This is a genomic window from Sphaerisporangium sp. TRM90804, from assembly GCF_029846175.1.
Classification (GTDB): domain Bacteria; phylum Actinomycetota; class Actinomycetes; order Streptosporangiales; family Streptosporangiaceae; genus Sphaerisporangium.
Window position 1 is genome coordinate 24,200 of sequence record NZ_JARWAC010000043.1, and the last position, 14,501, is coordinate 38,700.

General features: G+C 72.5%; 9 protein-coding genes. 5 read left to right on the forward strand and 4 right to left on the reverse strand.

Annotated elements, in window-relative coordinates; genetic code table 11:
* The first annotated feature begins 170 nt into the window (after positions 1-170).
* Entirely contained in the window at positions 171-2,747 is a 2,577-nt protein-coding gene (locus PYR91_RS35785) for a cation-transporting P-type ATPase (protein ID WP_279787365.1), read from the forward strand.
* 143 nt (positions 2,748-2,890) lie between these two features.
* Here PYR91_RS35785 and gap read toward each other — a convergent pair whose 3' ends face one another.
* The gene (gene gap, locus PYR91_RS35790; RefSeq protein WP_279787367.1) at positions 2,891-3,901 is read right to left on the reverse strand and encodes a type I glyceraldehyde-3-phosphate dehydrogenase; all 1,011 of its coding nucleotides are present in this window, start codon (positions 3,899-3,901) and stop codon (positions 2,891-2,893) included.
* 233 nt (positions 3,902-4,134) lie between these two features.
* Here gap and pflB point away from each other — a divergent pair, with 233 nt between their 5' ends.
* The 4 genes from pflB to ppdK all read left to right on the forward strand — a co-directional run bounded on the left by pflB (position 4,135) and on the right by ppdK (position 12,734).
* Positions 4,135-6,396, forward strand: coding sequence for a formate C-acetyltransferase (gene pflB, locus PYR91_RS35795; RefSeq protein ID WP_279787369.1), 2,262 nt, complete (start codon positions 4,135-4,137; stop codon positions 6,394-6,396).
* Positions 6,393-7,175, forward strand: a complete 783-nt coding sequence (pflA, locus tag PYR91_RS35800; protein ID WP_279787371.1) for a pyruvate formate-lyase-activating protein — start codon at positions 6,393-6,395, stop codon at positions 7,173-7,175. The genes pflB and pflA overlap by 4 nt, the downstream gene beginning before the upstream one ends.
* A 256-nt stretch (positions 7,176-7,431) precedes the next feature.
* Complete coding sequence (gene adhE / locus PYR91_RS35805) at positions 7,432-10,056, forward strand: bifunctional acetaldehyde-CoA/alcohol dehydrogenase (RefSeq protein ID WP_279787373.1); 2,625 nt, start codon at positions 7,432-7,434, stop codon at positions 10,054-10,056.
* Between the two features lie 29 nt (positions 10,057-10,085).
* Positions 10,086-12,734 carry a pyruvate, phosphate dikinase gene (gene ppdK / locus PYR91_RS35810; RefSeq protein ID WP_279787375.1) on the forward strand — a complete coding sequence of 883 codons (2,649 nt, stop codon included), beginning with the start codon at positions 10,086-10,088 and terminating at the stop codon, positions 12,732-12,734.
* Positions 12,735-12,956: 222 nt separating this feature from the next.
* On the opposite strand, the gene PYR91_RS35815 is transcribed toward ppdK, so the two are convergent.
* From PYR91_RS35815 to PYR91_RS35825, 3 genes are all read right to left on the reverse strand, one after another.
* A complete protein-coding gene (locus tag PYR91_RS35815) occupies positions 12,957-13,652 on the reverse strand; it encodes a CBS domain-containing protein (protein WP_279787377.1) in 696 nt (231 codons plus the stop codon).
* Positions 13,653-13,719: 67 nt separating this feature from the next.
* Complete coding sequence (locus tag PYR91_RS35820) at positions 13,720-14,160, reverse strand: Hsp20/alpha crystallin family protein (protein WP_279787379.1); 441 nt, start codon at positions 14,158-14,160, stop codon at positions 13,720-13,722.
* A gap of 197 nt (positions 14,161-14,357) precedes the next feature.
* Positions 14,358-14,498 carry an acetate--CoA ligase family protein gene (locus PYR91_RS35825; protein ID WP_279787383.1) on the reverse strand — a complete coding sequence of 47 codons (141 nt, stop codon included), beginning with the start codon at positions 14,496-14,498 and terminating at the stop codon, positions 14,358-14,360.
* Between the last annotated feature and the right edge of the window lie 3 nt (positions 14,499-14,501).

Here is a 14,501-nt window from a genome sequence, read left to right on the forward strand (position 1 = left end):
AGGTGCGGGTGGAGGCCGCACACCGGTTCGGCTCCGGGACGACGCGGGACGAGCCGCACGCTTTAGGTCCCGGCCGTCGGGACCTTCGTCCCTGTCGGATCGGTCACCCGCTGTGAACACTGGCTACCGGAACCATGGCGCGCTTGATCGGATCGACCGGGGGATGACGGATGAGCGGGGAGCAGATCATCGCGACGGAGCCGATTCGTGGTCTGTCGTCGGCGGAGGCCGCCGCGCTCCTGGCGCGGGACGGGCCGAACCTGCTGCCGGAGAAGCCGCCTGTCCCGCTGTGGCGGCGGATCACCGCCCAGCTTCGCGACCCGCTGATCCTGGTGCTGCTGGTCGCGGCGGCGCTGACCCTGGCCACGGGCGACTGGACCGACACCGCCGTGATCATGCTGGTGATCCTGGTCAACACCGCGGTCGGGGTGGGGCAGGAGATCCGCGCCGACCGTGCCATCACCGCCCTGTCCCAGCTCACCGCGCCCACGGCGCGCGTGGTGCGTGACGGGTCCCAAAGGCTGCTTCCGGCGGCCGACGTCGTCGTCGGGGATCTGCTGGTGCTGGCCGAGGGCGACATCGTTCCGGCGGACGCCCGGGTGGTGGAATCGGCGGCGCTGCTCGTCGACGAGTCGGCCCTGACGGGCGAGTCGGTGCCGGTGGACAAGAGCGCCGAGCAGACGGCGTCCGCGGGCACCGTCGTGGTGCGGGGACGCGGCCGGGCCGTGGTCACCGCCGTCGGGATCGCCAGCACGACCGGCCGCATAGCCTCCCTGATGGTCAAGGGCGCCGGTCTCACGCCGCTGCAACGGCGGCTGATGGACGTCGGCCGTCTGCTCGCCGGTGTCGCGGTGCTGCTGTGCGTGATCGTGCTGACGCTCGGGCTGGTCCGCGGTCAGCCGTTGGAGCTGATGATCCTGACCGCCATCAGCCTGGTGGTCGCGGCCGTGCCCGAGTCCCTGCCCGCGGTGGTGACCCTGAGCCTCGCGCTGGGAGCCCGCCGGATGGCGGCCCGCCATGCCCTGGTGCGCAGGCTGGCCGCGGTGGAGACGCTGGGCTCGGTGACCGTGCTCGCCACCGACAAGACCGGCACGCTGACCGAGGGCCGCATGGTCGTCCGGTCGATGTGGACGCCCACCGGCGAGGCGACGGCCACCGGCTCCGGATACGGCCCCGACGGCGAGATCGTCTTCGGCGGGAGTCCGGACGACCCGGGTCTCACCGGCCTGCTGACCGCGGCGCTGCTGTGCAACGACGCCAGGCTCGGGCGCGAGCCCGACGGCGCGTGGACGGCGCTGGGCGACCCCACCGAGGCGGCGCTGCTCGCCGCCGCCGCCAAGCTGGGCCTGGACCGCGCACAGGTGGACCAGCGGTTCCCCCGGGTCGCCGAGGTGCCCTTCGACAGCGTGCGCAAGCGCATGACCACCGTGCACCGGTCGCCGGACGGCCACGCCCGGGTGATCTGCAAGGGCGCTCCGGAGGCGGTACTGCAGCCCGCCGTCCTGGCGGACGACGCCGCGCTGCTGGCCCGCGCGGTGGAGCGCGCCGACCGGCTCGCCCACGCCGGGTACCGCGTCCTGGCCGTCGCGAGCGCCGACCTGGACGCCGTGCCGGACGCCGTCCGAGAGGCGGGGCTGACGCTGCTCGGGCTGATCGCGATCCTCGATCCGCCGCGTCCCGCTGCCGCCGCCGCCATCGCCGCCTGCAAGCGGGCCGGGATCCGGCCGGTCCTGATCACCGGCGACCACCCGGGCACCGCCCGTGCCATCGCCGTCGAGCTGGGCGTCATCGACGCCGGCGACCGGGTCGTCGACTGCCGCGACCCCGGCCGGGAGGAGGCCGGCGTCTACGCCCGGGCCACACCCGAGCAGAAGCTCGACCTCATCCAGGCCATGCGCGACCGCGGCGACATCCTCGCGATGACCGGCGACGGCGTCAACGACGGCCCCGCGCTGCGACGCGCCGACATCGGCGTGGCGATGGGCGAGCGCGGCACCCAGGTGGCCCGCCAGGCCGCCGACCTCGTACTGGCCGACGACAACCTGGACACCGTGGTGGCGGCCGTCGAAGAGGGCCGCCGGGTGTACGCCAACATCCGCCGCTTCCTGGTGTACGGCCTGTCGGGCGGGGCGGCCGAGATCGCCGTCATGCTGCTGGGCCCGTTCGCCGGCCTGGCACTGCCGCTGCTGCCCGCGCAGATCCTGTGGATCAACCTGATCACCCACGGCCTGCCGGGGGTCGCCCTGGGCGGCGAGCCGTCCCTGCCCGGGGCGATGACCGGCCCACCCCGCTCCCCCACCCAGAGCATCCTGGGGGGCGGGCTGTGGCAGCGGGTGATCCGCATCAGCGTCGTGCTGACCGCCGTCACCCTGGGCGTCGCCGTCTGGGCCGCCCACACCGGACGGCCGTGGCAGAGCATGGCGTTCTTCGCCCTGGGCGTCACCCAGCTCGGCGTGGCGATCGGATCGCGCACCCGGCCCGGCTCGACGGCCAACCCGATGCTGCTGCTCGCCGTCGCTGGCGCCTTCCTCCTCCAGCTCGCCGGAATCTACCTCCCGCCACTGCGCGAACTCCTCGGCACCGAGCCGCTGGCCCCGGGCGACCTGCTCATCGTCACAGCCCTGTCCACGCTCGGCTACGCCGCCGTGCGCCTCGACCGCGTCCTGCACCCGTCCCCCCGCGCCCGGCACGACGCCGACCGGCACGACCAGCCGGACGGCCCCGGCGTCACCGGTCACCAGAGCTGACGCCGGAGATCCGTGCCGGGGCGTGCCAGAGGAGGGGACGCCGCCTGACTGCGGCGGCCGCGCGGCGAGGCGCACCGCCGCCGGCGAGACGGGGCGGGCGCCGACGGCCGAAGGCCTCGCCGCGCGGCCGAGCTCGGATGTGGTCACTCGGGGCGAGTCCCGTCGCGCTCACCGGCGATCCTGGTGGCCGTCTCCACGAGGCGGCAGGCGTAACCCCACTCGTTGTCGTACCAGCCGAACACCTTCACCAGGTCTCCGTCGGCCTGGGTGAGCGGGGCGTCGAAGACGCACGACGAGGTGTCGCCGATGACGTCGCTGGACACCAGCGGAGCGGTGCTGTAGCGCAGGACGCCCGCCATGGGGCCGAGCGCCGCCTCGGCGAAGACCTGGTTGATCTCATCGGGGGTCGTCCGGCGCGCGAGGAGCGCCGACAGGTCGGTCAGCGAGCCGTCCACGACCGGGACCCGCAGCGCGATGCCGTCCAGGCGCCCTTTCAGCTCCGGCAGCACCTCACCCACCATGCGTGCCGCGCCCGTGGTGGTCGGCACGATGTTCACCGCGGCCGACCGCGCCCGGCGCGGGTCCTTGTGCGGGCCGTCCAGCAGGCGCTGGTCGCCGGTGTAGGCGTGCACGGTGGTCATGAAGCCCTTGATCAGTCCGAAGTTGTCGTGGAGCACCTTGACCATCGGCGCGACGCAGTTGGTGGTGCACGAGGCCATCGAGACGACCTGGTGCGACACGGGGTCGTAGGCGGCGTCGTTGACGCCGGGGACGAGCGTGACGTCGACGTCCTTGCCGGGCGCGGAGATGAGAACCTTGCGCGCTCCCCGCTTGAGGTGCAGCTCGGCGTCGCTCCGGCTCCTGAACCTGCCGGTGGCCTCGACGACGAGGTCGACGCCGAACCCGGCCCAGTCGATGCCGGCCGGGTCGCGATGACCGGTCACCGGGATGCGGTGACCGTCCACGACGAGAGCCGACGCCGACACCGACACCGGGCGGTCGTAGACGCCGTAGGTGGAGTCGTGCTTGAGCAGATGGCCCAGCGTCTCCACGTCCGTCACGTCGTTGATCGCCACGATGTCCAGTCCCTGGGCGAGCCCTCGCCGCAGGACGGCCCTGCCGATCCGGCCGAACCCGTTGATACCGATCTTCATCATGACTCCTCCAGATGTGGGCTCCCAGACGATCGTCCGGCGCGGCCGGCGCGCCGCCGTAGAGGCGAAGGACCGCATCGCGGGGGCCCGCGGCCCGTACCCCCATCGGCGCGACCGGTCTGCGCGCCTGTCGCCGAAGGCCCTTCGTCCCGATGATCAGGGACTTCTGATCGATGAGTTCTGGGCGGCGGTGCGCGACATTCGAAGCGAGACGCCGACATGAGGAGCATCCGATGACTGTCACAGCGGACCGGACGCGGACGGCGGAACGTGCGGCCTGGCGCGGGTTCCAGGGGACGGCGTGGCGTACGACCGTCGACGTGCGCGCCTTCATCCAGGACAACTACGAGCCGTACGAGGGCGACGAGTCGTTCCTGACGGGCCCGACGCCCCGGACGCGGCTGGTGTGGGGCAAGCTCGCCGCGATGCTGCCCGAGGAGCGGCGCCGCGGCGTGTACGAGGTCGACGCGACGACGCCGTCGTCGATCACCGCGCACCGTCCGGGGTACATCGACCGGGACCACGAGCTGGTCGTGGGCCTGCAGACGGACGCGCCGCTGAAGCGGGCCATCATGCCCGCGGGCGGGCTGCGGATGGTGGAGAGCGGGCTGGCCGCGTACGGCCACACGCTCGACCCGCGGGTGCGGGAGGTCTTCACCCGGTACCGCAAGACCCACAACGACGGCGTGTTCGACGCGTACACCCCGGAGATCCGCGCCGCGCGCCGCTCCGGGGTCATCACCGGCCTGCCCGACTCCTACGGCCGGGGCCGGATCATCGGTGACTATCGCCGGGTCCCGCTGTACGGCGTCGACCGGCTCATCCGGGCCAAGAAGGCCGAGCTGGCCGGCCTCGACGGAGCGTTCGCGACCGACGCGGTGATCCGCGACCGCGAGGAGCTGTCGGAACAGGTGCGCGCGCTGGGCGAGCTGGTGGAGATGGCCGCCTCCTACGGATGCGACGTCTCCCGGCCCGCCTCCACCGCGCACGAGGCGATCCAGTGGCTGTACCTGGCCTACCTGGCCGCGGTGAAGGAGCAGAACGGCGCGGCCATGTCGCTCGGCCGCACCTCGACCTTCCTGGACGTCTACTTCGCGCGCGACCTGGCCGAGGGCGTCGTCACCGAGGAGCGCGCGCAGGAGCTCGTCGACGACTTCGTCATCAAGCTGCGCGCCGTCCGCTTCCTGCGCACCCCGGAGTACGACCAGCTCTTCTCCGGCGACCCGACCTGGGTCACCGAGTCGATCGGCGGCATGGGCGAGGACGGCCGCACCCTGGTCACCCGCACGAGCTTCCGCTACCTGCAGACGCTGCGCAACCTCGGCCCGGCGCCGGAGCCGAACCTGACCGTGTTCTGGTCGCCGCGGCTTCCCGAGCCGTTCAAGCGGTTCTGCGCGCGCCTGTCGATCGAGACCAGCGCGATCCAGTACGAGAACGACGACCTTATGCGGCCCCGCTACGGCGAGGACACCGCGATCGCGTGCTGCGTGTCGGCCGCCCCGGTCGGCAGGCAGATGCAGTTCTTCGGCGCCCGGGTCAACCTGGCCAAGACGCTGCTGTACGCGATCAACGGCGGGCGCGACGAGATGACCGGCGAGCAGGTCGGGCCGGCGCACCCGCCCCTGACGGGCGAGTACCTCGACCACGAGGAGGTGGCCGCCGCGTTCGACCGGATGGTGGACTGGCTGGCCGCCACGTACGTGAACGCGCTCAACGTCATCCACTACATGCACGACAAGTACGCCTACGAGCGCATCGAGATGGCGCTGCACGACTATCCCGTCAAACGGACGCTCGCGTGTGGCATCGCCGGGCTCTCGGTGGCCGCCGACAGTCTCTCGGCGATCAGGTACGCGCGGGTCAGGGTGATCCGCGACCAGAGCGGTCTGGCGGTCGACTACGAGGTGGAGGGCGACTACCCCGCCTTCGGCAACAACGACGACCGTGCCGACGACATCGCCACCGGCCTGGTCCGCTCCTTCATGGCCAAGGTCCGCCGCCACCCCGCCTACCGGAACGCCGAGCACACCCAGTCGGTGCTGACCATCACCTCCAACGTCGTGTACGGCAAGCACACCGGCAACACTCCCGACGGGCGCCGCTCCGGCGAGCCGTTCGCCCCGGGAGCCAACCCGATGAACGGCCGCGACCGGCACGGCATGATCGCCTCCGCGCTGTCGGTGGCCAAGCTGCCCTACGACGAGGCGCGGGACGGCATCTCCCTCACCAACACCGTCACGCCCGAAGGCCTCGGCCGCACCGAGGAGGACCGGGTGAGCAACCTGGTCGGCGTGCTGGACGGCTACGCCGACGCGGGCGGGTTCCACATGAACGTCAACGTGCTGACGCGGGCCGTCCTGCTGGACGCGATGGAGCACCCGGACCGCTACCCGCAGCTCACGATCCGGGTGTCGGGGTACGCGGTGAACTTCACCCGCCTCACCCGCGAGCAGCAGCGGGACGTCGTCCAGCGCACCTTCCACGGGTCGCTGTGACGACCGGGGAGACGGCGCTACCGAAGGGGCCGGGCGGCCACGGCCCGGCCCCTCCGGGCGGCGTCATCAGCTCCTGGGACGTCTCGGTGGGCGTCGACGGGCCGGGGACCAGGTTCGTGGTGTTCACCTGCGGCTGCCCGCTGCGCTGCCTGTACTGCCAGAACCCCGAGACCTGGCGGATGCGCGACGGCCGCCGGGTGACGGTGGAGGAGGTCATGGCGGAGGTGGAGAGGTACCGCCGGTTCATCACCGTCGCCGGCGGCGGCGTCACCGTCAGCGGTGGCGAGCCGCTGTTGCAGGAGCGCTTCACCGCCGAGCTGCTGCGCCGCTGCCACGACAGCGGCCTGCACACCGCGCTGGACACCTCCGGCTTCCTCGGCGACCGCGCGACCGACGCGATGCTCGCCGACACCGACCTGGTCCTGCTGGACGTCAAGTCCTCCGACCCGGCGGGCTACCGCCGGCTGACCGGCGGCGAGCTGGAGCCGACCCTGCGCTTCGCCCGTCGCCTGGCCGCGCTGGGCCGCCCGGTCTGGGTGCGTTTCGTGCTGGTCCCCGGCCTCACGGACGACCCGGCGAACGTGGACGGCATCGCCCGTCTCGTGGCCGGGCTCGGCAACGTGGAGCACGTCGACGTGCTGCCCTTCCACCGCATGGCGGCCGAGAAGTACCAGCGCCTCGGGCTGTCCTTCCCCCTGGCGAAGGTCACCCCGCCGGGACCGGAACTGCTCGACCGGGTCCGTTCACAGTTCCGCGCCCACGGGGTGACCACCGTCTGAGCGTGCGCCGGGCGCCGGCACGCCGACGCGCCGCCCGGGAGCGTCCCGCGCGCATGAGGCGGAACGGCGGACACGCCGCCCGCCCCGGAGCCGCGATCGCGCGCTCCGGCCGGTCCGGTGTCCGATTCGGGACCTGGGGCCCCGGCGAAGGTGCCCTTCGGGGGCGCGACCGGGGCCCAAGCGCTCCGGTGCGTGAGGCGGTCAGCCGAGATGCTGAAGGCGACCGCAGGACACGAGACACCCCGAGGTGATCCCCATGGCCGAGCAGGCCGCCCGCATCCCGGCCCCCGTCGAGGAGATGATCGACTCTCTGGTCGGGAACGCCTTGAAGGCGCTGGAGGAGTACGCGGCGTTCGACCAGGACCAGATCGACCACATCGTCAAGAAGGCCTCCGTCGCCGCGCTGGACGAGCACGCCGCGCTGGCCGAGCTGGCCATGCGGGAGACCGGGCGCGGCGTGTTCGAGGACAAGGCGGTGAAGAACATCTTCGCCTGCGAGCACGTCACCAACGGCATGGCCGCGCTGAAGACCGTCGGCGTCGTCTCCCGCGACGACATCAGCGGCCTGGTCGAGATCGCCGAGCCGGTCGGGGTCGTCTGCGGCGTCACCCCGGTCACCAACCCGACCTCCACCACGATCTTCAAGGCGCTGATCGCACTGAAGACCCGCAACCCCATCGTGTTCGCCTTCCATCCGGCCGCCCAGGAGTGCAGCGCCGCCGCCGCCAGGGTCGTCCGGGACGCGGCGATCGCGGCGGGGGCGCCGGAGCACTGCGTGCAGTGGATCGCCGAGCCGTCGCTCGACGCGACCGGCGCCCTGATGCGCCACGACGGCGTGTCGACGATCCTGGCCACCGGCGGCAACGGCATGGTGCGCGCGGCCTACTCGGCGGGCAAGCCCGCGCTGGGCGTGGGGGCGGGCAACGTGCCGGCGTACGTCGAGCGCACGGCCGATCTGCGCCGGGCCGTGAACGACGTCGTCCTGTCCAAGTCGTTCGACAACGGCATGATCTGCGCCTCCGAGCAGGCGGTGATCATCGACACGGCGGTGTACGACGCCGCGCTGGCCGAGTTCGCCACGCTGCACGCCTATCTGGCCACGGCGGACGACAAACGCAAGCTGGAGGAGCTGCTGTTCGGCACCGCCGCCGGCCGGTCGTGCGCCGAGACGAGGATCAACCCCGAGGTGGTCGGCCGGTCGGCGGCGTGGATCGCCGAACGCGCCGGGTTCACCGTGCCGGAGGGCACCTCGGTGATCCTCGCCGAGGTCGGCCAGGTCGGGCCCGCCGAGCCGCTGACCAGGGAGAAGCTGTGCCCGGTGCTGGCGGTGCTGCGCGCGGGCGGCACCGAGGAGGGCATCGTCCTGGCCGAGCGCATGGTGGAGTTCGGCGGCCTCGGCCACAGCGCGGCGATCCACACCGCCGACGAGGAGCTCGCCGAGAGGTTCGGGCGGCGGGTGAAGGCGGTCAGGATCATCTGGAACGCCCCCGCCTCCCAGGGCGGCATCGGCGACGTCTACAACGCGTTCATCCCCTCGCTGACGCTGGGATGCGGCAGCTACGGCCGCAACTCGGTCTCCCACAACGTCTCGGCGGTCGACCTGCTCAACATCAAGCGGATCGGCCGGCGTACCAACAACCTGCAGTGGTTCAAGATCCCCGCGAAGATCTACTTCGAGCCGCACGCCATCCGCTACCTGACCGACATGCCGGGCCTGCACCGGGTGACGATCGTCACCGACGCGACCATGACCCGGCTCGGCTACGTCGACCGCGTCCTCACCGTCCTCGGCCGGCGTCCCGAGCGGGTGGCGCTGCAGATCATCGACGACGTGGAGCCGGAGCCGAGCGTCGCCACCGTCGACCGGGGCGCCGCGCTGATGCGCGCGTTCCGTCCCGACACGATCATCGCCCTTGGCGGCGGGTCGGCGATGGACGCGGCCAAGGTGATGTGGCTGCGCTACGAGCACCCCGAGGTCGTCTTCGCCGACATGCGGCAGAAGTTCTTCGACATCCGCAAGCGGGCCTTCAGGTTCCCGCCGCTGGGGGGCCTGGCACGCCTGGTCTGCGTGCCGACCACCTCGGGCACCGGCGCGGAGGTCACCCCGTTCGCGGTGATCACCGACACCGCGACGGGCAAGAAGTACCCGCTGGCCGACTACGCGCTCACCCCGAGCGTCGCCATCGTCGACCCCGTCCTCGCGGCCGACCTGCCGCCGGTCGTCACCGCCGACAGCGGATTCGACGCCCTCACGCACGCCATCGAGGCCTACGTGTCGGTCTACGCCAGCGACTTCACCGACGGCCTGGCCCTGCACGCGATCAAGCTGATCGCCGCGAACCTGGAGAGCGCGGTGCGGCGCGGCTCGGCCGACCCGCAGGCGCGCGAGCGCATGCACAACGCCGGCACCATCGCCGGGATGGCCTTCGGCAACGCCTTCCTCGGCATCGTCCACGCCATGTCCCACACGCTCGGCGCGACCTTCCACATCGCGCACGGCCGGACCAACGCGGTCCTGCTGCCGCATGTGATCCGCTACAACGGCACGGTCCCCGCCAAGCTGACCGGCTGGCCCAAGTACGAGCACTACCGCGCGCCCGAACGCTTCCGGGAGATCGCCCAGAGCCTCGGCCTTCCCGCGGCCACCCCGGAACAGGGCGTGGAGTCCCTGGCCGCCGAGGTGGAGCGGCTGCGCGCGGCCGCCGGGATCGAACCGTCCTTCCAGGCCCTCGGCGTCGACGAGGAGCTGTTCATGGCCGCGCTCCCCCAGCAGGCGCGCAACGCCTACGAAGACCAGTGCGCGCCCGCCAACCCGCGCATGCCGATGCTCGACGACATGCGGCGCCTGATGCGGGCGGCCTACCACGGCACGACCGGCTGAACCCACCCCGACCACCGGAGGAGACGGCGATGCGCACCTACGTGTACGACTTCGCGGACGGCGGCATGGACATGAAGGACCTGCTCGGCGGGAAGGGGGCCAACCTGGCCGAGATGACCCGGCTCGGCCTTCCCGTCCCGCCCGGCTTCACCATCACGACCGAGGCCTGCCGCACGTACCTGGACACCGGCGACCTGCCCGAGGGCCTGTCGGCCTGCGTCGCCGCCCATGTGAGCCGGGTCGAGAGCCTGATGGGGCGCGAGCTGGGGAACCCGGCGGACCCGCTGCTGCTGTCCGTGCGGTCCGGCGGCAGGTTCTCCATGCCGGGCATGATGGAGACCATCCTCGACATCGGCCTCACGGACGCCGGCGTGGCCGGCCTGGCCGCGGCCTCCGGGGACGAGCGCTTCGCCTGGGACTGCTACCGGCGCCTCATCTCGATGTACGGCTCGACCGTCGAGGGCGTGCCCGGCGAGGAGTTCGAGCAGGCCCTGGCCTCCCACCGCCGGGCGGCGGGCGTGGCCACCGACCCCGAACTGTCCGCGTCCGACCTGCGCGACCTGGTCGAGGAGTACAAGAAGATCTTCCACGCGCACACCGGCCGGCCCTTCCCCCAGGACCCGGCCGAGCAGCTGGAGGGCGCCGTCCTGGCCGTCTTCCGCTCCTGGAACACCGAACGCGCCCGCGTCTACCGCCGCGCCGAGCACATCCCCGACGACCTCGGCACCGCCGTCAACGTCATGGCCATGGTGTACGGCAACCGGGGACCCCGCTCCGGCACCGGCGTCGCCTTCACCCGCGACCCCGCCACCGGCGCCCGCGGCGTCTACGGCGACTACCTGCCGAACGCCCAGGGCGAGGACGTGGTGGCCGGGATCCGCGACACCCTCCCCCTGCAGGAGCTGGCCCGGCTGGACGCGCCCAGTTTCGCCCGGCTCGGCTCGGCGATGGAGACCTTGGAGCGGCACTACCGCGATCTGTGCGACATCGAGTTCACGATCGAGGAGGGCAGGCTCTGGCTGCTGCAGACCCGGGTCGGCAAGCGCACCGCGGCCGCCGCCTTCATCATCGCCGCCCAGCTCGTCGACGAGGGGACGATCGACCTCGACGAGGCACTGCGCCGCGTCGACGGCACCCGGCTCGCGCGGCTGATGTTCCCCCGGTTCGACCTGTCCGGAGCGCCCGAGCCCATCACCACCGGCGTGCCCGCGTCGCCGGGCGCCGCGTGCGGCCGGGTCGTCTTCGACTCCCGCCGGGCGGCCGAGGCCACCGGCCCGGTCATCCTCGTCCGCCGCGAGACCAACCCCGACGACCTGCCCGGCATGCTGGCCGCCACCGGGATCCTCACCAGCCGGGGCGGGAAGACCTCGCACGCGGCCGTCGTCGCACGCGGCCTGGGACGCACCTGCGTCTGCGGCGCGGAGGAGCTGGACGTCGACGCCGAGGGCCGGATGTTCCGCGTCGGAGACCTGGTCGTGCGCGAGGGCGACCTGCTGTCGGTGGACGGCGCCACCGGCAAGGTGTACCTGACCGCGCTGCCGGTCAGGCCGTCGCCCGTGGTGCGCTACTTCGAAGGGGAGCTGGAGGCCGGCTCCAGCCCGCTGGTGTCGGCGGTCGACCGGATGATGGCCCGCGCCGACGCGGTCCGGCGGCTGGAGGTCCAGGCCAACGCCGACACCCCGGAGGACGCCGCCCGCGCCCGCCGGTTCGGCGCCGCCGGCATCGGCCTGTGCAGGACCGAGCACATGTTCCTCGGCGAACGCCGCGCGCTCGTCGAACGCCTGATCCTCGCCGAGGAGGAAGGCGACGTCCGCGCCGCGCTGGACGCGCTGCTGCCGCTCCAGCGGGCCGACTTCACCCGCATCCTGGAGGTGATGGACGGCCTGCCGGTGACGATCCGGCTCCTGGACCCGCCGCTGCACGAGTTCCTGCCGTCCCTGGAGGAGCTCGTCGCCCGGACCGCGGCCGCCCCGGACGACCCCGCGCTGGAACACGACCGCACCATGCTGAGCGCCGTGCGCCGCATGCACGAGAGCAACCCGATGCTCGGCCTTCGCGGCGTGCGGCTCGGCCTGCTCGTGCCCGGCCTGTTCGCCATGCAGGTCCAGGCGATCGGCGAGGCAGCCGCCCACCGGGCCGCCGCCGGCGGCCACCCCCTGCCCGAGATCATGGTGCCGCTCGTCGGCGACGTCCGGGAGCTCGCGGCCGTGCGCGCCGAGGCCGAACGCGTCCTGGCCGGGGTCGCCGGGGCCCCGCCCATCCCGATCGGCACCATGATCGAGGTTCCGCGCGCGGCGCTGACCGCCGGCGACATCGCGAGGGAGGCGGAGTTCTTCTCGTTCGGCACCAACGACCTGACCCAGATGACCTGGGGCTTCTCCCGGGACGACGTGGAGGGAACCATCTTCCCCGCCTACCTTCGGCTGGGCGTCATCGACGAGTCGCCGTTCGAGAGCATCGACCGGCGAGGCGTGGGCCGGCTGGTCCGGCTGGCCGTCGAAGGGGGACGGGCCGTCCGGCCGGATCTGCGGATCGGCGTCTGCGGCGAACACGGCGGCGACCCCGCCTCCGTACGGTTCTTCCACGAGACCGGCCTCGACTACGTCTCCTGCTCCCCCTACCGGATCCCCATAGCCCGCCTCGAAGCGGGCCGCGCGGCCCTGCCGGCGTCCACGTGAGCGGTGCCGCCTGCGGTGCGCGAGAGCATCTCCCGGGGCCGCGCTCTCACCGAGGAGCGGTGCGAGCGCGGCGCACGGGAACCGGCTTCGGCGGAACACGGCCCCGGGGCGGAAGGAGTCGTGCGCAAGCGCCGGGCCGGCCGAGCCGAACGGCGAGGCTCCCACGCCGCCTCTGGCGTGGGAGCCCGCGTCGACCGGGTCGGCCGCCAGGCGGCCCCCCGGTCACGACGCCTGCCACCGGGGGGTGTCGTCCTCGTCGTAACCGATCTCGTCGACCACGTCGACGACTCCGTTGACCCGCCGGACCATCCGCGCGGCCAGCCGGGCTTCGCTTCGCAACCGCAGGTGGCCGCTCAGGGTCACCACTCCCCGGCAGGTGGCGACCTTGACATCGGAGGTCTCGATCCACAGGGAATGGGTGAGCACGTCGTCCCGGACCTCGCGGGAGATGTCCTCGTCGCCGCGGACGAAGACCTTCAGCAGGTCGCGACGGCTGACGATGCCCACAAGCCCGCCTTCGTCGTCGGTGACGGGCAGCCGCTTCACCCCGTGCTCGTCCATGAGCCGGGCGGCGGTGACCACCGTGGTGCCGGGCCCGACCGTGTGGGCCGGGGTGCTCATCAGGTCCGCCGCGACCTCGCCCCGCGCCTCGGCGTGCCCGGCGTGCCCGGCGAGCCGGTCGCGCAGACGCGCGCGCAGCGGGGGCCGGTAGCCCTCGCGGTAGAACTGGTCCCTGAACTCCTCCTTGCGGAGCAGGTCCGCCTCGGAGACGACTCCGACGACGCGGCGGCCGGCGTCCACCACCGGGACCGCGCTGACCTCACGGGCGATGAGCAGCTCGGCGATGTCCTTGAACGGCGTGTCCTGCTCGACCGACGCCACATCGGTGGTCATGACGTTCTGCACCTTCATGTGCATGACGACCTCCTTGAGGTGCTTGAGGTGCTCGCGGGCCCGATGCGGGGCGGGCCCGCGAGCGGGTGGTTCAGTCCTTCTTCTGGGGCTTGCCGGAGGTGTGGCCGACGAGGATCCGCCTGCCCTCCTGCTTGTCCTCGGCGAGCTTGACGCTGACCTCGAGGATTCCCCGGTCGTAGACGGCCTTGACGTCCCTGTCGTCGGTGCCGGGCGGCAGCGCGATGGATCGGGTGAGCGAGCCGTACCGGAACTCGGAGCGGTGCTCGTCCTTCTCCTCGTGCTGACGCTCGGCGCGGATCGTGAGGACCCCGCCGGCCAGTGTGATCTCGACGTCCTTGTCCGGGTCGACACCCGGCAGCTCGGCACGCAACACGTACCGGCCGTCCAGGACGTAGTCCTCGAACCGGATCGCCTGCCCCACGGCCGGCCGCAGACCGGCCAGCGGAGCCTCAAGCCAATCGATGAGGTCGGGGAGGAACCCCCTCGGCTCTCCGCGCACTGACGTGCCCATCGGTCCACCTCCATCTTCTGTTCGCCCTTCAGCTCCATCCCACCTCCACGGCGCCCTCCGGCGAAGAAGGCGGAAGTCCACCCCGGCAGGGGCTTTGGCCATCGACCCCTCATCACCGTGCGGACGACTCACGCGCCGGAAGGGCGGATCGCGTCGCGCGGGAGGAGGATGGCGATCACGCCAGAAGGATGAGGACGTCAGCGCAGCCGGCGGCGGAACGGCGACTGACGCGGCCCGGCGGGCGCGAGTCGCACGCGTATGTCTACGGCGACTGCGCCGGTGGGGGTGGCGATCACGGGGTTGAGGTCGAGTTCGGCCACTTCGGGGAGGTCGTCCATGAG